This is a genomic window from Acinetobacter sp. UBA3106, assembly GCA_002365595.1.
Classification (GTDB): Bacteria; Pseudomonadota; Gammaproteobacteria; order Pseudomonadales; family Moraxellaceae; genus Acinetobacter.
Genome location: DFAM01000015.1, coordinates 61,759 through 83,452 on the forward strand (window position 1 = coordinate 61,759; position 21,694 = coordinate 83,452).

20 protein-coding genes are annotated in these 21,694 nt (G+C 41.7%); 17 read left to right on the plus strand and 3 right to left on the minus strand.

The window, feature by feature from the left end:
• The 17 genes from B4C48_RS07030 to B4C48_RS07110 form a co-directional block, all read left to right on the plus strand.
• Window positions 1-519: PilN domain-containing protein (locus B4C48_RS07030; protein WP_291354932.1), on the plus strand; the 519-nt coding region annotated here is incomplete at its 5' end.
• Window positions 516-1,253: a type 4a pilus biogenesis protein PilO gene (locus B4C48_RS07035; RefSeq protein WP_291354934.1), complete on the plus strand. Its 738-nt coding sequence runs from the start codon at window positions 516-518 to the stop codon at window positions 1,251-1,253. The genes B4C48_RS07030 and B4C48_RS07035, both read left to right, overlap by 4 nt.
• A complete protein-coding gene (locus B4C48_RS07040; RefSeq protein WP_291354936.1) occupies window positions 1,253-1,780 on the plus strand; it encodes a pilus assembly protein PilP in 528 nt (175 codons plus the stop codon). The genes B4C48_RS07035 and B4C48_RS07040 overlap by 1 nt, the downstream gene beginning before the upstream one ends.
• 62 nt (window positions 1,781-1,842) lie before the next feature.
• A complete protein-coding gene (gene pilQ / locus B4C48_RS07045; protein ID WP_291355254.1) occupies window positions 1,843-3,960 on the plus strand; it encodes a type IV pilus secretin PilQ family protein in 2,118 nt (705 codons plus the stop codon).
• 36 nt (window positions 3,961-3,996) lie between these two features.
• The gene (gene aroK, locus B4C48_RS07050) at window positions 3,997-4,545 is read left to right on the plus strand and encodes a shikimate kinase AroK (protein WP_291354938.1); all 549 of its coding nucleotides are present in this window, start codon (window positions 3,997-3,999) and stop codon (window positions 4,543-4,545) included.
• Window positions 4,546-4,562: 17 nt separating this feature from the next.
• Window positions 4,563-5,648: a 3-dehydroquinate synthase gene (aroB, locus tag B4C48_RS07055; RefSeq protein ID WP_291354940.1), complete on the plus strand. Its 1,086-nt coding sequence runs from the start codon at window positions 4,563-4,565 to the stop codon at window positions 5,646-5,648.
• A gap of 3 nt (window positions 5,649-5,651) precedes the next feature.
• Entirely contained in the window at window positions 5,652-6,497 is an 846-nt protein-coding gene (locus B4C48_RS07060) for a hypothetical protein (RefSeq protein ID WP_291354942.1), read from the plus strand.
• 453 nt (window positions 6,498-6,950) lie between these two features.
• Window positions 6,951-11,426, plus strand: a complete 4,476-nt coding sequence (gene gltB, locus B4C48_RS07065; protein WP_291355256.1) for a glutamate synthase large subunit — start codon at window positions 6,951-6,953, stop codon at window positions 11,424-11,426.
• Between the two features lie 71 nt (window positions 11,427-11,497).
• Window positions 11,498-12,919, plus strand: coding sequence for an FAD-dependent oxidoreductase (locus B4C48_RS07070; RefSeq protein ID WP_291354944.1), 1,422 nt, complete (start codon window positions 11,498-11,500; stop codon window positions 12,917-12,919).
• A 227-nt stretch (window positions 12,920-13,146) separates the two neighbouring features.
• On the plus strand, window positions 13,147-14,031 hold the full coding sequence (locus B4C48_RS07075; RefSeq protein WP_291354946.1) for a metal-dependent hydrolase: 885 nt from the start codon (window positions 13,147-13,149) through the stop codon (window positions 14,029-14,031).
• A 161-nt stretch (window positions 14,032-14,192) separates the two neighbouring features.
• Window positions 14,193-14,783: a LemA family protein gene (locus B4C48_RS07080; protein WP_291354948.1), complete on the plus strand. Its 591-nt coding sequence runs from the start codon at window positions 14,193-14,195 to the stop codon at window positions 14,781-14,783.
• Window positions 14,784-14,813: 30 nt separating this feature from the next.
• Complete coding sequence (locus B4C48_RS07085) at window positions 14,814-15,878, plus strand: TPM domain-containing protein (RefSeq protein WP_291354950.1); 1,065 nt, start codon at window positions 14,814-14,816, stop codon at window positions 15,876-15,878.
• A complete protein-coding gene (locus B4C48_RS07090) occupies window positions 15,872-16,432 on the plus strand; it encodes a TPM domain-containing protein (protein ID WP_291354952.1) in 561 nt (186 codons plus the stop codon). Before B4C48_RS07085 ends, B4C48_RS07090 begins: the two co-directional genes overlap by 7 nt.
• A 215-nt stretch (window positions 16,433-16,647) precedes the next feature.
• Window positions 16,648-17,160 carry a pilin gene (locus B4C48_RS07095; RefSeq protein WP_414631501.1) on the plus strand — a complete coding sequence of 171 codons (513 nt, stop codon included), beginning with the start codon at window positions 16,648-16,650 and terminating at the stop codon, window positions 17,158-17,160.
• An 82-nt stretch (window positions 17,161-17,242) separates the two neighbouring features.
• On the plus strand, window positions 17,243-17,626 hold the full coding sequence (locus tag B4C48_RS07100; RefSeq protein ID WP_151725151.1) for a hypothetical protein: 384 nt from the start codon (window positions 17,243-17,245) through the stop codon (window positions 17,624-17,626).
• Window positions 17,627-17,630: 4 nt separating this feature from the next.
• Window positions 17,631-18,362, plus strand: a complete 732-nt coding sequence (gene tfpZ, locus B4C48_RS07105) for a TfpX/TfpZ family type IV pilin accessory protein (RefSeq protein ID WP_291354956.1) — start codon at window positions 17,631-17,633, stop codon at window positions 18,360-18,362.
• 68 nt (window positions 18,363-18,430) lie between these two features.
• On the plus strand, window positions 18,431-20,065 hold the full coding sequence (locus B4C48_RS07110) for an O-antigen ligase family protein (protein ID WP_291354958.1): 1,635 nt from the start codon (window positions 18,431-18,433) through the stop codon (window positions 20,063-20,065).
• A gap of 61 nt (window positions 20,066-20,126) precedes the next feature.
• On the opposite strand, the gene bfr is transcribed toward B4C48_RS07110, so the two are convergent.
• The 3 genes from bfr to B4C48_RS07125 all read right to left on the minus strand — a co-directional run bounded on the left by bfr (window position 20,127) and on the right by B4C48_RS07125 (window position 21,642).
• Window positions 20,127-20,591, minus strand: a complete 465-nt coding sequence (bfr, locus tag B4C48_RS07115) for a heteropolymeric bacterioferritin subunit Bfr (protein WP_291354960.1) — start codon at window positions 20,589-20,591, stop codon at window positions 20,127-20,129.
• A gap of 250 nt (window positions 20,592-20,841) precedes the next feature.
• Window positions 20,842-21,036: a bacterioferritin-associated ferredoxin gene (locus B4C48_RS07120; RefSeq protein WP_291354962.1), complete on the minus strand. Its 195-nt coding sequence runs from the start codon at window positions 21,034-21,036 to the stop codon at window positions 20,842-20,844.
• A 222-nt stretch (window positions 21,037-21,258) separates the two neighbouring features.
• Window positions 21,259-21,642, minus strand: a complete 384-nt coding sequence (locus tag B4C48_RS07125; protein ID WP_092820181.1) for a RidA family protein — start codon at window positions 21,640-21,642, stop codon at window positions 21,259-21,261.
• Between the last annotated feature and the right edge of the window lie 52 nt (window positions 21,643-21,694).

Genomic DNA, 21,694 nt, shown 5'->3' on the forward strand with positions numbered 1-21,694 from the left:
AAACTTGAAGATCAAGAACAAGCCAATCAGTTGATTACCAGTACCAACCAAAATCTGGATGTGCAATTAAAATCTTTGGAAGGTCTGGAAGCACAGCGTAATGCCATTGTTGAGCGTATGAAGCTGATTCAAGGTTTACAAGGACAACGTCCGATTGCAGTGCGTTTGATTGATGAATTGGTTCGGGTTACGCCTGGTAATTTGTATATCACTAAATTTGTTCGTACTGGCGACAAATTCACCATTGAAGGCAAAGCTGAAAGTCCAAATACAGTGGCGGAATTTTTGCGTAATTTGGAATCCTCTGCCTGGTATCGTAACGCTTTTATGAATTCTTTTTTAGCGGTTGAAGAACAAAAAGATAAAGCACCAAGTTCAGTGGTTCCGCGTATTGAAGAAGGCTATGGTTCATTTGTAGTCACTGCTGACTTAGATGAAATCGCACAACCTGCTGCACCAGAAGCACAACAACAAGCACAATCTAATACAGCGAATTCAACCGTGGAGGCAGCAAAATGAGTCTCGATGAACTTGATGAATTAAATCCAAATGAAGCTGTGGTTCCTAAAAAGAAAATGACACTGGATAAGTTCCTCCAGCAGTTCAACACTTTGGATATGAATAACTATGGAAGTTGGCCATTATCCGTCAAAATCACCTGTTGGATTGCGATTGTGCTGGCAATCGGCATTCTAGGTTATTTTTTAACCATTAAAGGTAAGTTGGAAGATATTTCCAATGCTTCTGCTCAAGAGCAAAACTTGCTCAATGAATTTCGTGAAAAAGATTCCAAACTTCGTAATTTGCAGTTGTTACAAGCGCAGTTACAAGAAATGGAAGCGAATTTTAATCAGCAACTAGAGCAACTGCCGAAAGAAACTGAAATTCCAGGTTTGGTTGAAGATATCAACGTGACGGGTGTGAATTCTGGTTTGAAATTCAAAAATATCCGTTTAGAAAGTGAAATTAAGCAAGAATTCTTTATTGAACAACCCATTGCGATTGAAGCGACCGGTGATTATCACGCCTTCGGTTCTTTTGTAAGCGGAATTGCTGCATTGCCACGTATTGTGACTTTGCATGATTTTGAAATTACAGCATCTGAAAATAAAGAGAAAAAATCTGATATTCCTCAAGTGAATTATAACGTTAAAGCTAAAACATATCGTTATATTGGAGTTGCGGATGCTCAAGCGACAGAAACGCAAACTGCAGATGCTGGCTCACCTGCTACAGCTGGAGGGACGCAGTAATGAAAATACAAAAAATCTCTCTAAGTCTGATGCTGGGTGTATTGCTGGTGGGTTGTGATTCGCGTATTGATGCCGTGAATGAACAAATGGCTAGTATTCGTAATCAAGCCCCGTTACCAATTGAACCTGCACCAGTTTTTCCACCTGTACCGACCTTTAATTATTCGGCACATCAGCTTAAAAGTCCATTTTTACCGAGTTCTCTGGCTGCTGAATTGAAAATTATGTCAGGAAAACGGGTCTATCCTAATTTATCACGCCAACTGCAACCTTTAGAAAGTTATGCAATTGAATCTTTGAATATGAAAGGAAGTATGCGTAGCCAGTCCGGACAGATCTTGGCCTTAATTCAGACTCCAGATGGTGAAATAGAGCGGATACAGCGCGGCAGTTATATGGGGATGAATCATGGTCGTGTAATCAATATTACGCCGACGCAGATTGATCTGGTGGAAATTATTCCAGATGGGCGAGAAGGATACGTGGAACGTCCAAGAAGTCTGGTATTGCTTGGACCAGCGCCTTAAGTTTAAAAGGAATAAAAATGAATAATAGTTTTAAAGATTTTATATTTGGGGATGGCAATACAATGAACCATTTGTTCCGTCAATTTTCTATGGGTGCTGTTGCGATCGCGATTATGCAGGTTGCAAATGCACAAGTGAGTATGACCAATATTGTGCCAATGCAGATTGCAGGTCAGGGCACAGAAATTCGTGTCATGTTTAATGGTTTGCCGCCGCAGCCTCAGGCTTACCAACTTGAGCAGCCATCACGTTTAATTCTTGATTTTGATAAAGCACAACAAAACTTACAACAAAATAGCATTCCTGTTGCCACTAAAGAGGCAACTTCAATTGATGTGAGTTCAGATGCCCAACGTTCACGTTTAACTGTGAATTTGGCTGATGCGGGTGCTTTTACTACGCGCATCGAAGGCAATACTTTTATTTTAAAAATTAATTCTGCTGCTGCGAACACGTTTGCATCTCAGCCAGTTGTTGCCCAAAAAACTGCGCAAGGTATTTCCAATATTGGTTTTCAGCGCGGCAGCCAGGGTGAAGGACAAATTGTTGTTGATTTATTAGGTAGTAATACTCCGGTAGATGTGCAGCAACAAGGTAGCAAAGTGGTGGTACGAACTCTGGGTAACAAAGTTCCTGCACATTTGGCACGTCGTTTAAATGTCAATGATTTCGCAACGCCAGTATCCACGGTCGATGCTACAAATGACGGTGGTAATGGCGTGATTACCATTCAGACTTCTGGTAGCTATGAATATATGGCTTATCAGACTGATAACAAATTGACTATCAGCTTAAAACGACCTGAAGATAAGAATCCATTAAAACCTAAAGCAGCAAATGCATATACTGGTAAAAAGATTTCTTTAGATTTCCAGGATATTGAAGTACGTCGTGTACTGCAATTACTGGCAGATTTCACCGGTATCAATATGGTGACTGCGGACAGCGTTCAGGGCAATATTACCCTGCGTTTAAAAGATGTACCGTGGGATCAGGCCTTAGATATTATTTTAAAAACCAAAAACCTGGATAAGCGCCGTAATGGTAATGTGATCTGGATTGCCCCGGTATCAGAGTTAATTAAAGCTGAAGAAGAGCAAGCTAAGGCGATAGAGCAAAGTGTAAAGTTAGCGCCAATACAAACCGAATATATTCAATTAAGTTATGCAAAGGTTGCTGATATTGAAAAACTGATTACCCAGACAAAATCTTCGAGTAACGGTAATTCTGGCAATAGTAGTGGTAATAATAATTCGGGTGAAACGTTATTAAGTCCACGAGGAACAGTATCTGTAGATGCTCGTACTAATACACTGATTATTAATGATACAGCTCAAAATATCGATAAAGTCCGCAAAATGGTCGATTTGCTCGATATTCCTGTGAAACAAGTCATGGTGGAGGCACGTATTGTCCGCGCATCTACTGAGTTTAGTAAGCAAATGGGTGTGAAATGGGGCATTCTGTCACAAGGCATTAATCAAAATAATGATTTGTTAATTGGTGGTAGTGATCAAACTTTATGGGATTTAAAAGAACCAGATGATAGTGGTAAATATACCATTCAAAGACCAGATAACTTAAATGTAGATTTGGGTGTGACAGCGACAGGAGCGAGTCGTATTGCGTTTGGTTTAATTAGCTTATCTGATTTTATGTTAGATCTTGAGTTGTCTGCACTGCAAGCAGATGGCTATGGTGAAGTGATTTCAACACCAAAAGTATTAACTGCAGATAAACAACAGGCAAAAGTGGCTTCAGGAACGCAGATTCCATATCAGTCAGCTGAAGGTGGTGGAGCAAATGCTGTTTCGAAAACAGAATTTATTGATGCAACTCTAAGTTTGGATGTTACGCCGAGTATCACTCCTGAAGGCAAGGTTCAAATGAACTTGCAAATCAAAAATGACTCTATAGGTGGAGCAACACCAACAGGACAGTACACCATTAACAAAAATGAAATCAATACTAATGTATTGGTAGATAATGGCGAGACGGTTGTCCTAGGTGGTATTTTTGAACAGCAAACTATTAACCAGCAAACCAAAGTACCGTTCTTAGGGGATATTCCATATTTAGGGCGTTTGTTCCGTAAAGATGTGAAATCAGATAACAAGAGTGAACTATTGATTTTTGTTACACCACGAATTGTTAATGACAGTGTTTCAAGAAATCATTAATATATTTTGAATTTAACAAAATAAATAGGTGACTCCTTGCCAAGCAATGAGTTTGAAACCCTACCAAATGTCTATTTGGTAGGGCCAATGGGGGCTGGGAAAACAACTGTTGGTCGTCATTTAGCGGAACTGTTGGGACGGGAGTTTCTTGATAGTGATCAGGAAATTGAGCGTAAAACAGGTGCGACAATTCCTTGGATTTTTGAAAAAGAAGGTGAAAAGGGATTTCGTAACCGTGAAACCATGGTGATCGATGAGCTTACTGCTCGCTCACACTTGGTTGTTGCCACCGGTGGCGGGGCAGTGACCCAGTTACCTAATCGCGAATTCTTAAAACAACGCGGAATCGTTGTTTATCTTTATACTCCTGTCGAAATTCAATTACAGCGCACTTATCGGGATAAAAACCGTCCTTTACTGCAAGTTGAAAATCCTGAACAAAAGTTACGTGATTTATTGGCTATTCGTGATCCCTTATATCGTGAAATTGCAGATTATATTATTGAAACAAATCAGGGCGCTGCTCGCGATTTAGCGCAAAAAATCTTACATATGATTGTTTCTCAAGAAGCAAAGCTAGTCTAATTAACGGTTTTAATTTCATGCAAACTTTACATGTTGAACTCGGCGATCGCCGCTATCCTATTTTTATTGGCAGTGATTTAGATCCTCAATCATTACTTGAGCCGTATATCCACGGAAAGCAGGTTATGGTGGTAACCAATACCACGGTTGCGCCTTTATATCTGGAGCATTACGTCAGTGCAATTGAAGGATTGGGAAAAACGGTCGCAACATGTATTTTGCCTGATGGTGAACAATATAAAAATATTGAGCATCTAAATTTGATTTTTGATGCCTTGTTGCAAGCCGGATTTAACCGTGATGCCACAGTACTCGCATTAGGCGGTGGTGTAATTGGGGATATGGCTGGCTTTGCATCTGCTTGTTTCCAGCGCGGTGTTTATTTTATTCAAGTACCCACAACACTACTCTCGCAAGTCGATTCCAGTGTGGGCGGAAAAACCGGGATTAATCACCCACTTGGTAAAAACATGATCGGGGCCTTTCAGCAACCTCAAGTTGTACTTGCTGATATGTCGCAGCTCTCGACCTTACCAGACCGTGAGTTATCTGCGGGTCTGGCAGAAGTGATTAAATATGCCTTGCTCGGAGATCGGGATTTTCTAGTCTGGCTTGAACGAAATATGGATGGTCTGGTTGCACGAGATGCGAAATTACTGGCCGAAGCGGTATATCGTTCTTGTGCCCATAAAGCACGCATTGTCGCCAATGATGAAAAAGAACAAGGTGAGCGTGCCTTACTGAATTTAGGTCATACTTTTGGTCATGCAATTGAATCCTATTTGGGTTATGGCGTGTGGCTGCATGGAGAAGCTGTGGCTACCGGTATGGTGATGGCGGCTGATTTATCACAACGTATGGGCTGGATTTCACTCGAAGATTTAGAACGTACAAAAAAAATCATTCAACGTGCTCATTTGCCAGTAAAATGCCCAGCTATTCCACTGGATGAATTTCTTGCTTATATGGCGCATGATAAAAAAGTGCTGGATGGTCAATTGCGTCTGGTGCTGATGAAGTCACTCGGACAGGCAATTATCACTAAAGAATTTGATGTGGAATTAATGAAACAGGCGATTTTAGCGAATCAAGAAAAGGCATAAGTCATGGCAACCCTCCGTACACAATGGCAACGTATCCAAAACTATATCTGGCTGGCGTGTGGATTGGTGTGTCTATTTGCAGCACTTGTTTTTTGGGCGATTACTGACAATGATGCTTTGGTCGAGGTAGAGAAATCTGCGGAAACGGCATCTGAACTGCAAATTCAACCTGAAAAAGTAGCTGCAACTAGCCTGTTGGGTGCACTTCAGGAAGAGGTGCGTCCTTTGCAAATGACCACACGGGTGGTGACTACAGGAAGTTATGAACCTGAATTTCGTGGTAGCAAATTTATTAATGAAAATAAGAATGCGAGCAGCATCGAATTATTTCGCACAACTAAAGATGACGTGATTCGAAGCTTCTTAAAAAAACAATCTGATCGCAAGAACTTTTTTTATATCCGCCTGAGTGGTGAGGATGAGATTGAACAATATGTACTTCTTTATGGTATTTATCGAAATAAAGATGAAGCTCAACGTGTATTAGAGCAATTGCCGTTGCAATTTCCAAAATCTGTTCAGCCTAAGGTGCAGGATATCAAAAACTATGTCTCTTTAGTCAATGACATGGGTGCAGACGAAATGGGCACTAATCATAAGCTGTATGCCGTCAATCTGAAATCTGTGCCATTACCCAAAGTGGATGAAAGCTTGTTGTCTTTACCGAAGCCTAAGCCAACTGTGGCTGAGACTGATGCTAAAAATGCAACCACGACAACGACAGTAACGCGACGTGATGAGCAGGGCAATGTGGTAGATGTTCAACAGTCCCATTCAGGTGTAGAGAATGCACCGAAACAAAGCGAAAACAAGTTTCCGGAAAAAGAAATTAGTGACCCATTTAATTAAAAATATAGTTCTAAAATAGAGCAATTTGAGTTATAAAATTATTGATATGCACAAATATAGTGCGAAATATGTTTGTTGAAAATTATTCTAAAGTTGATGAAATTTTAATGTTTCTATATTTAAAACATTTAGCACTTTAATTTCTGGTTTGGCATAATTTTTGCTTTATTGGTGCATGAATTGAGTTAATGTCCCTGTTTTGGCGCGAAAAGATTCAATGATTGTGCGAAATTGTCAAATTTACCTGCTTTAAAAGAGTGCGTAAACGAAGCAAAATATTTTTTGCAATTCATCCATGTAAAAAGATTAAAATCAGACTATCTTAGACAGGATGAAGAAGTTTTGCTCAATGTTGATCTTGATGTGAGTAAATTGGACTAAATCGCAAAGAAGATATTTGATTGTTAGATGCCCGCTTTATGGGCCATGTTGAAAGAAGGGTACGCTATGCACATGCCATCGCCTAATACTGTAGCTCCCGCTCAAGGTTTATACCAACCGGATGAGTTTAAAGATAACTGTGGTTTCGGTTTAATCGCCCATATGCAGGGTGATGCAAGCCATGATCTCGTCAAGACCGCTATGCACAGCCTTAGCTGCATGACACACCGTGGTGGTATTGCCGCAGATGGTAAGACAGGGGATGGTTGTGGTCTGCTTTTGGCAATGCCGAAAAAATTCTTCCGTGAAGAAGCAAGAAAACTCAGTGATATCACTCTAAGTGAAATTTTTGCTGTCGGTACGGTATTTTTAAATCTAGATCCAGCAATTGCTGCGCATTCTAAAAATGTGCTGGCCAAAGAAATTGAATCTGAAGGTCTTAAAGTTTTAGCTTGGCGTGTTGTTCCAACCAATAATGATGCGCTGGGTGAAATTGCAATGCAGTCTCTACCTGCATTCGAACAGATTATTGTCAACTGCCCGATGGGTGTGACTGAAGTTGAGTTTAACCGTAAATTATTCTTGGCACGTCGTCGTGCAGAACAACAGTTAAGCAATGATCCTTCATTCTACGTGACGACTTTGTGTTCTACAGTGATTAGCTATAAAGGCTTGATGATGCCTGAAGCGATTGCTGACTTTTACACAGATTTGGCAGATGAACGCCTGGAATCTCATATTGTAGTGTTCCACCAACGTTTCTCGACCAACACATTACCGCGTTGGCCATTGGCACAGCCGTTCCGTTACTTGGCGCATAATGGTGAAATCAACACCATTACCGCAAACCGTAACTGGGCAATGGCACGTACACCAAAATTCGAAAATCCGTTATTACCAGGTTTAACTGATCTTAACCCGATCGTAAACCGTACCGGTTCAGACTCTTCAAGCTTGGATAACATGCTTGAGATTCTTGTCGGTGGTGGTATGGACTTGTTCCGTGCCCTTCGTATGCTGGTTCCACCTGCTTGGCAAAACGTTGAAACTTTAGATGCTGATCTGCGTGCATTCTATGAATTCAACTCTAAACACATGGAAGCCTGGGATGGTCCGGCTGGATTGGTAATTCAAGATGGTCGTCATGCGATCTGTATGCTGGATCGTAATGGCTTGCGTCCAGCACGCTGGGTGATTACCAAAAATGGTTACATCACACTGGCATCAGAAATTGGTGTGTGGGGCTATGAACCTGAAGACGTGATTTCTAAGGGTCGTGTAGGTCCGGGTCAGATTCTGGTCATTGATACTTTCACCGGTAAAATGCTCGACACCAAAGATGTCAGCAACCATTTGAAAAAAATGCGTCCTTACCGTGAATGGTTGCGTGAAAATTCTGTACGTGTACAAGGCAGCCCAGAACTGGAAGAATATTTATGTGATCAAGGCTTAAAAGGCGACGAGCTAAAAGCCTCACAAAAAATGTTCATGGTGACCTTTGAAGAGCGTGACCAGTTGCTTCGTCCAATCGCAGAAAGCGGTCAGGAAGCGGTAGGTTCAATGGGTGATGATACGCCAATGGCGGTATTGTCTCGCCAAGTGCGCCATGTATCAGATTACTTCCGTCAACAGTTTGCGCAGGTCACCAACCCACCAATCGATCCATTACGTGAATCGATCGTGATGTCTTTAGAGACTTGTCTGGGTCGTGAGCAGAATGTATTTGAACAAGGTCCTGAACATGCAGACCGTTTGATCATCTCCAGCCCAGTGCTTTCAAATTCGAAAATGCATCAAATTCGTACTCTGGGTCGTAAAGGCTACGAAATTGCAGACATCGACTTGAACTATGCTGAAGATGAAGGTTTAGAAGCTGCAATTGCACGTATTTGTATCGAGGCTGCTCAAGCGATTCGTGATGGCAAAACCTTACTTGTACTTTCGGATAAAAAAATCCGTCAAGGTTTCTTGCCTGCCAATTCGCTCATGGCAACAGGTGCGGTACATCACCATTTAATCAGTGTCGGTTTGCGTACCGATGCCAACATTATCGTTGAAACCGGTCTTGCGCGTGATCCGCATCAATTTGCAGTAATCTTGGGCTTTGGTGCAACTGCGATTTATCCTTACCTGGCTTATGATGTCATCAATGACCTGATTGCCAAAGGTGAATTGTTAGGTGACCCAATTCATGCCCAAGCGAACTTCCGTAAAGGGATTGAGAAAGGCTTATTAAAAGTCCTTTCGAAAATGGGTATCTCGACTGTTGCTTCTTACCGTGGTGGTCAGCTATTTGAAGCGGTTGGTCTATCTACTGAAGTGGTTGATAAATGCTTCACTGGTGTACCAAGCCGTATTAAAGGCGCAACTTTTGCCGATCTTGAAAATGATCTGAAAAAACTGGCGTCATTGGCGTGGAAATCACGTAAGCCAATTGATCAGGGCGGTATGCTGAAATTCGTATTCGACAAGGAATATCATGCCTTTAACCCGGACGTGATCAATGCGCTGCATAAATCGGTTCGTTCCGGTCAATACGCTGACTTTAAAGAATATGCGGAACTGGTCAATAACCGTCCGGTAGCAACCATTCGTGACTTGTTGAAGCTTAAAACTGATAACTCGATTCCACTTGATCAAGTAGAAACGGTTGAAGAGATTCTGCCACGTTTTGACTCTGCCGGGATGTCTTTGGGTGCCTTGTCTCCTGAAGCACATGAAGCGATTGCCATTGCCATGAACACTATTGGTGGTCGTTCAAACTCTGGTGAGGGCGGTGAAGATCCAGCGCGTTATGGCACCATCCGTAACTCGAAAATCAAACAGATTGCTTCTGGTCGTTTTGGTGTAACCCCTGCGTACCTGACTTCTGCTGAAGTACTACAGATTAAAGTTGCACAAGGTGCAAAACCGGGTGAAGGTGGTCAATTACCAGGCGGTAAAGTAAACGGTTTAATTGCACGTTTGCGTTATTCCGTTCCAGGTGTGACCCTAATTTCACCTCCACCGCACCATGACATCTACTCAATTGAAGATTTGTCACAATTGATTTTTGACTTGAAACAGGTCAATCCTCAAGCAATGGTTTCTGTGAAACTGGTATCTGAACCAGGTGTAGGGACAATTGCTGCTGGTGTAGCAAAAGCTTATGCCGATTTCATTACCATTTCTGGTTATGACGGTGGTACTGCAGCTTCTCCATTGTCTTCAATTCACCATGCAGGTTCGCCATGGGAATTAGGTCTAAGCGAGGCGCATCAGGCACTTCGTGTGAATGACCTGCGTGGCAAAGTTCGCGTACAAACCGATGGTGGCTTGAAAACTGGTCTGGATGTAGTTAAAGCTGCGATTCTGGGTGCGGAAAGCTTTGGTTTTGGTTCAACGCCAATGATCGCGCTGGGTTGTAAATACCTGCGTATCTGTCACTTGAACAACTGTGCAACCGGTGTTGCGACTCAGCAGGATCATTTACGTCAGGAACACTATATTGGTGAACCTGAAATGCTGATCAACTTCTTCCACTTCATTGCGGAAGAAACCCGTGAATGGTTGGCAGCACTCGGTGTTGCAAGCCTGAAAGACTTGATTGGCCGTACTGACTTGCTTGAAATGTTGCCAGGTGAAACGGATAAACATGCTCACTTGGACTTGAGTGCATTGCTTGAGTCACATCCGTCAGCTGAAGGTAAGGCGCAATATTGCCAGGTTGAAGGTAATGCACCGTTCGATAAAGGTATCTTGGCTGAGAAGATGGTGGCAGAAATGCTGCCAGCAATTGAAGCCGGTATCAGCGGCGAATATTATTTCACGATTGGTAACTGTGACCGTTCGATTGGTGCGCGTATTTCCGGTGAAATTGCACGTCGCTATGGCAACCTCAGCATGGAAGCGCATCCTGTTAAAGTCAATTTAACCGGTACTGCAGGTCAGTCTTTAGGTGTATGGAACGCTGGCGGTTTGCATATTAAACTTGAAGGTGATGCCAACGATTACGTAGGTAAAGGTATGGCAGGCGGTCGCGTGTCGATCTTCCCACCGAAAGGTTCGCCGTTCCAGACTCAGGAAACAGCAATCATTGGTAATACCTGCCTATACGGCGCAACTGGCGGTAAACTGTTTGCCGCGGGGACCGCTGGTGAGCGTTTCGCAGTACGTAACTCGGGTGCATTCGCTGTGATTGAAGGCGCGGGCGACCACTGCTGTGAATACATGACTGGTGGTATTGTGACTGTACTGGGTAAAGTAGGTCATAACTTCGGTGCAGGTATGACGGGTGGTTTTGCTTATGTACTTGATCTGGATAACGACTTCGTTGACCATTACAACCACGAGCTGATCGAGTTAAACCGTATTTCTACAGAGGCGATGGAAGAACATCAAGAATTCTTGCTTCGCATCTTGGATGAACATATTGCTGAGACAGGTAGTGCTTGGGCGTACAAGATCCGCAATGAGTTTGATTATTACAGCCGTAAATTCTGGCTTGTAAAACCAAAAGCTGCTAATTTGCAAACGCTTTTGAAAACAACCAAAGCTGATCCACAATAATTCCACTACTTGCAGATATATAGGCAGGTGTAGCGGATAAACACCGACTGCACCTACCCACGGAGAGAGACATGGCAGAGCGCCTAAACAATGACTTTCAATTCCTGGATGTCGCACGCCAAGATCCAGAGAAAAAAGATCTAACTGTCCGCAAAGCAGAGTTTGTGGAAATTTATAAACCTTTTACAGCGGAAATTGCGGCAAACCAGACGCATCGCTGTTTAGGCTGTGGTAACCCGTATTGTGAATGGAAATGTCCGGTACATAACTACATTCCAAACTGGTTAAAGTTAATTGCTGAAGGTCGCATTTTCCAGGCGGCTGAACTGTGCCACCAAACCAATACACTGCCAGAAGTCTGTGGTCGTGTGTGTCCGCAAGACCGTTTATGTGAAGGGGCATGTACCCTGAATGATGGTTTCGGTGCAGTAACGATTGGTAATGCTGAAAAATACATTAACGATACCGCTTTTGCTTTGGGCTGGCGTCCAGACATGTCACACGTCAAGTGGACAGATAAAAAAGTTGCGATTATTGGTGCAGGTCCTGCGGGTTTAGGCTGTGCGGATATTCTGGTGCGTAATGGTGTAAAACCGGTTGTCTTTGATAAACGTCCTGAAATTGGTGGTCTACTGACTTTTGGTATTCCAGAATTCAAGATGGAAAAAGACGTGATGAAACGTCGCCGTGAAATTTTTGCGGGTATGGGCGTTGAATTCCGTTTAAATACTGAAATTGGTACAGATATCACCATTGATCAGCTTCTTGCAGATTATGATGCCGTATTCATGGGTATGGGAACCTATACTTACATGAAAGGCGGCTTCGCAGGTGAAGATTTGGATGGGGTTGTCGACGCGCTTGATTTCCTGATTGCCAATGTGAACCGTACCCAAGGTTGGGAAAAAGATCCATCTGAATACATCAGCGTTGAAGGCAAAAAAGTGATTGTGCTTGGCGGTGGTGATACAGCGATGGACTGTAACCGTACTTCAATCCGTCAAGGTGCTGACTCAGTGGTCTGTGCTTACCGTCGTGATGAAGAAAACATGCCGGGTTCACGTCGCGAAGTGAAAAATGCGCGTGAAGAAGGGGTGGAATTCCAATTTAACCGTCAACCTATCGAAATTGTCGGTGAAAATGGCAAAGTGACTGGGGTTAAATTCGTGACTACGCAATTGGGTCAGCCTGATAGCCGTGGCCGTCGCAGTCCTGAACCTGTACCGGGTTCTGAAGAAATTTTACCTGCAGATGCGGTACTTCTTGCCTTTGGTTTCCGTACCAGTCCAGCAGATTGGTTCACCGATGTAGAAATCAATCTGGATGGTTCTGGCCGAGTAGTTGCCGCTGAACAGCAAGAATTCAAGTTCCAGACGTCGAATCCTAAAATCTTTGCTGGCGGCGATATGGTGCGTGGTTCTGACCTGGTCGTGACTGCAATCTGGGAAGGCCGTCAGGCTGCTGAAGGTATTCTCGATTACCTTGATGTTTAATCTCTAATTAAACATGATAAAAAACCCGCTTCGGCGGGTTTTTTATTGCTCTTGATGCATTGCCTGAAATGACATGATTTCTGTATCTGCTGATAAATATAGGGTTCTAGGACTCAATCAGTTATAAAAATGGCCGATTTTGCAAATGGGCTAAGCATTTTTGCCATATGTGAAGTGTGAATTCCTGCACATACTGAGTTTCTGTATTCTAGCTAAGAGATACTCAGATGACCCAAGTGACGGCAGAAAAATCATATCAAAATCGTCCAAAAGTTAGCGGGATGACAGTACGTAAACCGCAATTTAATCCTCACGCGATTCGTCGACATTACTTTGCCAATTCACCGATCATGTCGCATTTACTAACGGCTTTATCTTCCACTTTTCCGATTGGAGAGCAGTTCTTTGTCCATAGCGTGCGTAATGTGCGTGATCAAGTGAAAGATAAAAACCTTCAGGCACAAATCGCGGCTTTTATTGGACAGGAAGCCATGCATTCCAAAGCCCATGCAGAGTTTAATACTGCCTGGCGTCGTGATGATTATCATCTGGATCGTTTTCAGGCTTGGCTGGAGCGTAAAAACAGTGATGTAAAAGGCCTTCATCCAAAAATCCAGCTGGCAATTACCTGTGCCTTTGAGCATTTCACCGCATTATTAGGTGGCTATATTTTGCGGCATCCTGAAATCTTGGCAAGCTTGGATGAAGATACAATTAAGCTCTGGGTCTGGCATGCAATTGAGGAAATTGAACATCGCGCTGTCGCTTTTGACGTGTATCAGCAGGTATATGGGGACGATAAAGTGCGTCGCATGATTATGCGCAGTGTCACCACTGGTTTTGCCAGCTTGACCTTCTATTCAGCCACTCGGTTATTTTGGCAGGACAAGAAAAAAAGTATCCCTAAAGTGACGGGTAATCTTTTAGGGCTCTATTTAATCGGCAAAATGTTCGTACAGTTATTGCCTGAATATTTATCTTATTTTAAAGCCGATTTTCATCCTTCAGAAATTGACTATACACATATCGTGAATGACTGGAAGCAACGACTGGCGACAGAGTATTTACATCCAGAATTTCAAAAAGAATTTTCAGCAGTCGCGTATAGCTGATCATAATTTTTCTGGATTAAGCTCGATTGATGATCGGGCTTTTTTATTTTCCCCAGTAAAAAAGGTTTGAATGCTAAATAAATCAAACAAAACTGAAGGGTAAATATGTTTACAATAAAATTATTTAAACAAATACAAATAAATAATTGAGGAATAGCACAATGAATTTTATCAAAAAAACATTTGTTACTTTGGCGCTAGCCAGTACGCTGACCTTATCAGGCTGTGGCTATAACACTTTACAGGTGAAGGATGAGGCTGTAACCGCTTCTTGGGCAGAAGTGCAAAACCAGTATCAACGCCGTGCAGATTTGGTTCCCAATCTGGTCAATGTCGTTAAAGGCTATGCCAAACATGAAGAGCAGGTGTTAACTGAAGTCACTCAGGCACGCGCCAATGTTGCGGGCTTAAAAGTTGATAAGCAAGTATTGGAAGATCCGGCCTTATTCCAGAAATATCAGGAAGCTCAGGCACAGATGACTAGTGCATTATCACGCTTGATTGCTGTATCTGAAAATTATCCTGACTTAAAAGCAAATCAGCAGTTCCGTGATTTACAGGTACAACTAGAAGGTACGGAAAACCGGATCGCGGTGGCACGTAACCGTTATATCACCACAGTTCAGGATTTTAATGCTTATTCACGTCAGTTCCCGCAGGTGATGACAGCCAAAGTCATTGGCATGGATCCAAAACCGAATTTCAGTGCCGAGCAGAGTGCGCAAACTGCACCTAAGGTGTCATTTAATTAATAGCGTATTTGAATAGAAAAGGATGCATGTATGCTTGCTCCAGAAAAGAAAAATTCTCTCGCTCGTGTTTTACAACTGCTCGTCATGTGCTGTGTAGTATTGTCGAGTCCATTTGCTTTAGCGGAAGTGGCAACGGCTACGGATAACGAAGAAGCCGTGATTGTAGGGAAAGTAATTCAGGAGCAGCAAGCAGCCAACCAACAGCAAATACCGTCATCCGCAGCCGAACAAGCCCAGCAACCTCAAATTGCCAATGATATGGCAGAGGGGGAATCGATCCGTGGACTGCCAACGCTAAATACCCCCGTTGTAGATCAGGCAAACTTATTAACTGAAAGTCAGAAGCAAGAGATCAGTCAACGGATTTTAAACCTGCATGAACAAGGCAAAGCACAAATAGGTGTGGTAATTGTACCGACCACCGGGCAGGAAGACATTTTTGATTTTGCCATGCGGGTGGCTGAAAAATGGCAATTGGGATCTGCCAAGCAAGATAATGGTCTGCTTATGACGATTGCGGTGAATGATCGTCGTATCCAGATTTTAACCGGCTATGGTCTAGAAGGTGTATTGCCGGATATTATTGTCAGTCGGATTATTAATCAAAAAATTACACCTTATTTCAAGCAAGCTCAATATGCCCAAGGCATTGATGCAGGCTTGGCTGAGATTGAACGTATTTTAAATATGGATCCTGAAGTGGCAGCGAATGCTGCACAGGAACTGAAAGAACGGCAAGAAAAAGCCTTGCATGAACAACAGGCCAAAGAGAAAACCTTTTGTACAGCACTATTTATTTTAATTGCCGGTATTGTGGGTTCCTTTATTGTAGGTAAAGGGTTGAGTGCTTCGACAGCAGCGGTTGCGGGTACGGTAGCTGGCTTAGTGAATGGTGCAGGACTGCTGACCAGTTTACTGATTGGAGCGGGAATTTTCTTTTTACTCATTACTGCGATTGCGCAAACCATTTTTCAACTTGTACTTTTATCTGCCGGTCGTGGCGGTGGTGGAGGACGAGGTGGCGGCTTTGGCGGTGGTGGATTTAGTGGCGGCGGTGGCGGCTTTGGTGGTGGAGGGGCATCAGGATCATGGTAACGACAACAGAGACGACAGAGATTGTCACACAACCTAAAACAGAAGAAGTGAATCAGCCAAGTTTTAAGCGCTGGTTGAAGCATTTTTTATATATGCCTGCTACCAAGCGATACTTTTCCAAACAGGATCAGGATGCAATTGCCCAGGCAGTGACTGAGGCTGAGTGTGGACATGTCGGGGAAATTCAGGTCGTCATAGAAGGGCATCTACCTGTAAATCAGGCATATTATCAAGAGACTCGTATGCGTGCGCGTCAGTTATTTGCAGAACTTGGGGTATGGGATACTGAATATAATAGTGGCGTACTGTTATATATCAACTTATGTGAGCGTAAAGTTGAAATTGTGATTGATCGAGGGATTCAACAAGCAACGGAACAAGCGGTCTGGGATGATATCTGCCAAAATATAATTTCACAATTGGTTGACCAACAGTTTCGCTTGGCTGTGGTGACAGGAGTGAAGTATATTGGTGTAGTGCTCACCCAGTTTTATGCACAATCTGTTAAAGAGCAAAACAACGAATTAGAAAATAATCCGATTATATTAGACTAGAAAATAGGTGGATTAATGACATAAATTGTCACTTTTTTACTAAATAAAACATTAAAACTACGTTGTAACAATTTTATTTTTTTAAAGTGCTGTTTTTTCTGTCAATTTTATTATAATCAGTTTTGGCACAGTTAGTGCTAAATATAAATAAGCTAAATTAGCTTACAAAGCTTATAAAAATTAACAAAACATTTGTGGAGAATGTTATGAAATCTATGCAAAAGGGTTTTACCCTTATTGAATTAATGATCGTTGTAGCGATTATCGGTATTTTGGCTGCGGTTGCACTTCCTGCATATCAGGATTATACGATTCGTGCAAAAGTTTCTGAAGTTGTATTGGCTGCATCTTCTTGTCGCTCAAGTATAACGGATGCTGTTCAGAATTCGCCTGTAGTAAATATGGGGACTACATTAGAAAATTCTTGTAAAATTGAAGCAACAAAGTACGTTATTGCTACACCGGCTACTGGTGTGGCTGCTGGTAAAAGTGGTGTAGATGAAAATGGTGTTATTACGGTACAGGGTAATCTTACTACATTGAAAGGTGAGGTTGATGCTACTCATGATACAATTGATTTAACACCAATGATGGTTGCAACGGGTACTACAGCATTAAATCCTGCAACTGATGGTGGTAAAACTATTACTGGTTGGAAATGTGGTCCTGGTGCAACAAACCCAATGCCTGCTAAATACCTACCTGGTTCTTGTAAAGGTACTTACTAATTTTTAAGTAAGTTAAAAAGACTGGTACGCCAGTCTTTTTTATGGATGAAAGTTAGCAACTATTGGACAAATAAAAAAGATCATGATTAAAGAGTATGAGTTTCAAGCATTGGGTGAAGAAAATAGTTATCAACAATTTCCAGATGAAATTGAAACTAATAATCATATTCTCTTTCACGGGACTGCAGAAGCGCATTTTGAAAATATCAAAAAACAAGGTTTTCAACCGAAAGCTGATGGTGAATTAAGTAGTATTTCCTTCGCTAAAAGTAGTTCATTGGCATTGAGTTATGCTTGTGCAGCTAGAAATGACTTCTCTCCAAAAGGTATAATTATTATGGTAAATATTTCAAAAATAAAACAAGAATGTATAGTGGAGCAAAGTTTCGGTATTCATTTATCACCTAAATTTCAACCTGAAATTATCGGCTACTGTTTAGTTCCTGAAAATTATAAGTTTAAGTAAAAATATGTCAAAACGCCTAAAATTTTTTCTAAGCCATTTATCTATTTCATTTCTAATTGCTTTACTTGTCGTTGGACTTGTGTTTTTCATTTGGTATCCATCTCCTCTAGCAAGCGCAGTTGGCGTTACCCATATCTTTTTAATGCTGTTGGCAATCGATGTAATTGTCGGACCAGTCTTGGGTTTATTGGTCTATAAGGAAGGTAAGAAATCACTTAAATTTGATATTGCAGTGATTATTGCCTTGCAGGTTTCTGCTTTATGTTATGGTGTTTATAGTATTGAGCAAGGCCGTCCAGCATGGTTGGTTTATTATGTGGATCGTTTTGAATTAATAAGAAAAAATGACCTTCTTTTAGAAAATATTGATCAGGCACAATCGCAGTTCCAACAGGTGTCATGGGGTAAACCACAATTTGCTGCAGTCAAGTCCGCAACAAATGCACAGCAACGTCAAAAAGATATGTTTACAGAGGTATTGGGTGGAGTTTCTCTTGCTCAGCAACCTGAACGTTATATCGATTTTACTCAAGCTAAAGCACAAATACAACAAAGAGCTAAAAATCTAGCCGAACTTAAACAGTATAATGGTGAAAAGCAGGTTGAGGATATTTTAGAAAAATACTCTCAAGCCAATGCATTTGTGCCACTAAAAGCAAATGCTGTCGACATGACTGTACTTATTGATGCCAAGGGTGAAGTAGTCAAAATTGTCGATTTACGGCCATGGAAATAATTCAAAAGCACAGAAAATAATGGTCTTTTGAATTATCATATTGCGCAGCACTTTAACTGTAGTACAGCATGAAATTCCTCCTACTTCTCTTGGCCAGTGTGTTCATCTCACTGGCGTGGCTCTTGCCTATCCATTACAGGCCTTGGGTTACCTACACGGGTGAACTGTTTGCCTTTTTATCTCTTTTCGTTTTAGCTGCAATTTATTTAAAAGATAAAATTAAACTACCGCTGATCAGCTTACCCATATTGTCCCTTGCAGCTATCCCGCTGGTTCAATATTGGACAGGTGAGCTCTTTTTCTTTGATAAAGCCCTGATCTGTACGTTGTTTGTCTTGGGATTCTGGCTGAGTACAGTAGTTGGATATAATTTATCGAGCGAAAAGGTGGACCGGGCAAGTATTTTTACCGGACTTAGCTATGTGTTTCTTATGGCTGGAACAGGGGCGGGTATTATTGCTATTTGCCAATGGTTAACGCTAGATGCTTATATCCCCGGAATGGTGGATATGCAACGTGCTGTTCGTCCTTACGCCAATTTTGCCCAGCCCAATAATATGGCCACTTTTTTGCTCATGTCTCTTTTAGCATGTTTATATTTATACGAAACAAAAAAAGTTCAGACCAAATGGCTAGTTCCGGCAGCATCTATTATGTTGATAAGCATAGCATTAAGCCAGTCCAGAACATCATGGGTGGCTTGTGTCTTTATTTTGGTTTATTTAGCCTATCAGCAATTTAAAGGTTATATCCATATTAAATGGTATTACCTAGCGGCGTGGCTATCTGTATTTATAGGGTTAGTTCTTGTGTTGCCTATAATGGGTAGCTATTTAACACAATTATTAGATATACAGATTAAAGCTGTCGATGTAGCAAGACGTGCAACAGGGGATATGTCGCGTTTAGCGATTTGGAATCAAATGCTGCATGCTGTTATGGACCGTCCATGGTTTGGCTATGGCTGGAACCAAACCAGTGTTGCGTATACCTTGGTTAGTGATCATGTTCAGGGACCGGTATGGATCCGTAGCGCACATAATTTTATTCTCGATTTTATTCTTTGGAACGGCCTCATTATAGGCCTGCCTTTTCTGGCCTACTTTGGCTACTGGGGCTATCAGTTGAATAAGCGGGTTAATTCCATTGAATCCGTGATCGGGATTTTAATGGTGGGTGCGGTATTGATTCACTCAATGCTGGAATTTCCACAGTACTATGCGTATTTCCTGCTCCCGGTGGGTTTTATTATTGGACTGGTTCAGTCACAACAAGCAGATACCAAGGTTGTGACCCTTTCACCCAATTATATGCGGGTTGCTTACGGTTTATTTTTCTTGCTGCTGATTCTGATCGTGCGGGATTATTCGGTGATGGTCCCTAAACTCAATCAGACGTTACGCTATGAGAAAGCACCGGAAAAAATCACCAATCAAGATCAGATTTACCTGCTGGAAGAGTTTAACCGCCGTATTGACTGGATTCGTATGAATCCCTATAGCAAGGTGAATGCACAACAGCTTGAGGAAATTGGGGAGGTGGTTTTGAATTATCCGACCACTTATGATTTATATAAGTATGCCAAAATCCTGGCTTTTAATGGTTATGAGAAGGAAGCTAAACATCAGCTCTGGTTGCTAAAAAAATTGCGTAAAGTCGACCTGGACTACGCATCATTGGCTCAGCCGGTTGCCAAGAAGTAAAACTTTAACAAGCGAATCTCATAAATAAAATAGCCAGTCAATTGACTGGCTATTTTTATACTTAAATCTGGCTTTGAATATAATTTTCGATACCGACCTTTTCCACTAGATCAAGCTGCGTAGTGGTCCAATCCAGATATTCTTCTTCTTTTTCCAGAATTTCCTGAGCTAGGTCACGGGTGACATAATCCATTTCCTGTTCAGCCAGGCTAACCGCTTTTTGCAGTGCTTCAATATTTTCATTGACCTTACGAACATCACAATTCAGTACTTCAACAGTATGCTGACCGATGTACAACTTGCCTAAATTCTGTAAGTTAGGCAGACCTTCAAGAAATAAAATCCGTTCAATAATTTTATCTGCATCTTTCATTTGTTGAATCGATTCTTTGTATTCTGCCGAACCCAGCTTTTCAATTCCCCAATCGTTGAACATGCGGGAGTGCAAAAAATACTGGTTAATGGCAGTTAACTGGTGATAAAGCACCTGATTTAACTGATTAATGACATCACGATTGCCTTTCATTGAAAGTTCTCCATCAACAATTTCTGCCTCAACAATATGTCAGGCAATCAAAAAATTATTATTTCAATTATCTTAAACAAGAAGCAAAACAATGGCGAGTAATTTATTGAACAGCAAATGAAAATCGCAATCAAGAAGGATATGAGCCACTAAACCTAACGGGATACATAAAAAACCCGCCTAGAGTCATAAGCGGGAGAGGAGAAAATGATCTATTGATCATTTGGTGTGTCATTATGATTATCTGGGTTTAAGCAGCTACGGAAATACGGGCTGCAATTTCTGAAAGTTCTTCACTAATGATGGCACGAGCTTCAGGTGCACAACGACCACAGCAGGTACCTAAATCAAGCAGGTCACGGATTTTACGATAGCTTTCCGCGCCATTTGCGACTGCATCTTTAATATCTTGATCGGTAATACCACGACATAAGCACACGTACATTTGAACTAGCCATAATAAAAGTGAAATGGGATAAGTGATATTATTGATAATTATTATCGTTTGTCAATGAAATTCATTTGAAATATCATTTATTATGATTGAGTTTTTGAATAAAAAAATATCACCTAAGCGGAAATCTGAGTGCTGCTCCGATTTCCGCGCAAGATGAATTGGTAATTTAGAACTGAGTTTTGAAACTTGGCTATTTAATTTTTTTGTAAATCATTGATTAATAATTACAATACCATCCATTTCAACCAAAGCGCCCTTAGGTAAGCTTGCTACTCCTAATGCTGCACGTGCAGGATAAGGCTGAGCAAAATATTCACCCATAATCTGGTTGACCAGCTGGAAATGAGAAAGATCAGTCAGGAAAATATTCAGTTTAGCGATATCTGCCAACGAGCCACCGGCTGCTTCACACACGGCTTTTAAATTATCAAATACACGGCGAATTTGGGCTTCAATACCTTCAACCAATTCCATACTATAAGGGTCTAAACCAATTTGACCTGAAAGGTACAGAGTATTTTCAACTAAAATCGCTTGAGAATAGGTACCAATGGCTGCAGGTGCATTTTCAGTATGGATTACTTGGCGGGACATCGATTTCTCCTTGTATTATCTCTATGCATCATAGCGTAAATTGTTCAATAAG

What these genes read in the sequence shown, in the direction of transcription:
- B4C48_RS07110 (WP_291354958.1), top strand. Translation starts at nt 18,431, where the DNA reads ATGAAATTCCTCCTACTTCTCTTGGCCAGTGTGTTCATCTCACTGGCG.
- B4C48_RS07095 (WP_414631501.1), top strand. Translation starts at nt 16,648, where the DNA reads ATGCAAAAGGGTTTTACCCTTATTGAATTAATGATCGTTGTAGCGATT.
- B4C48_RS07100 (WP_151725151.1), top strand. Translation starts at nt 17,243, where the DNA reads ATGATTAAAGAGTATGAGTTTCAAGCATTGGGTGAAGAAAATAGTTAT.
- B4C48_RS07070 (WP_291354944.1), top strand. Translation starts at nt 11,498, where the DNA reads ATGGCAGAGCGCCTAAACAATGACTTTCAATTCCTGGATGTCGCACGC.
- aroB (WP_291354940.1), top strand. Translation starts at nt 4,563, where the DNA reads ATGCAAACTTTACATGTTGAACTCGGCGATCGCCGCTATCCTATTTTT.
- pilQ (WP_291355254.1), top strand. Translation starts at nt 1,843, where the DNA reads ATGAACCATTTGTTCCGTCAATTTTCTATGGGTGCTGTTGCGATCGCG.
- B4C48_RS07090 (WP_291354952.1), top strand. Translation starts at nt 15,872, where the DNA reads ATGGTAACGACAACAGAGACGACAGAGATTGTCACACAACCTAAAACA.
- bfr (WP_291354960.1), bottom strand. Translation starts at nt 20,591, where the DNA reads ATGAAAGGCAATCGTGATGTCATTAATCAGTTAAATCAGGTGCTTTAT.
- B4C48_RS07060 (WP_291354942.1), top strand. Translation starts at nt 5,652, where the DNA reads ATGGCAACCCTCCGTACACAATGGCAACGTATCCAAAACTATATCTGG.
- tfpZ (WP_291354956.1), top strand. Translation starts at nt 17,631, where the DNA reads ATGTCAAAACGCCTAAAATTTTTTCTAAGCCATTTATCTATTTCATTT.
- gltB (WP_291355256.1), top strand. Translation starts at nt 6,951, where the DNA reads ATGCCATCGCCTAATACTGTAGCTCCCGCTCAAGGTTTATACCAACCG.
- B4C48_RS07085 (WP_291354950.1), top strand. Translation starts at nt 14,814, where the DNA reads ATGCTTGCTCCAGAAAAGAAAAATTCTCTCGCTCGTGTTTTACAACTG.
- B4C48_RS07040 (WP_291354936.1), top strand. Translation starts at nt 1,253, where the DNA reads ATGAAAATACAAAAAATCTCTCTAAGTCTGATGCTGGGTGTATTGCTG.
- B4C48_RS07075 (WP_291354946.1), top strand. Translation starts at nt 13,147, where the DNA reads ATGACCCAAGTGACGGCAGAAAAATCATATCAAAATCGTCCAAAAGTT.
- B4C48_RS07035 (WP_291354934.1), top strand. Translation starts at nt 516, where the DNA reads ATGAGTCTCGATGAACTTGATGAATTAAATCCAAATGAAGCTGTGGTT.
- B4C48_RS07125 (WP_092820181.1), bottom strand. Translation starts at nt 21,642, where the DNA reads ATGTCCCGCCAAGTAATCCATACTGAAAATGCACCTGCAGCCATTGGT.
- B4C48_RS07120 (WP_291354962.1), bottom strand. Translation starts at nt 21,036, where the DNA reads ATGTACGTGTGCTTATGTCGTGGTATTACCGATCAAGATATTAAAGAT.
- B4C48_RS07080 (WP_291354948.1), top strand. Translation starts at nt 14,193, where the DNA reads ATGAATTTTATCAAAAAAACATTTGTTACTTTGGCGCTAGCCAGTACG.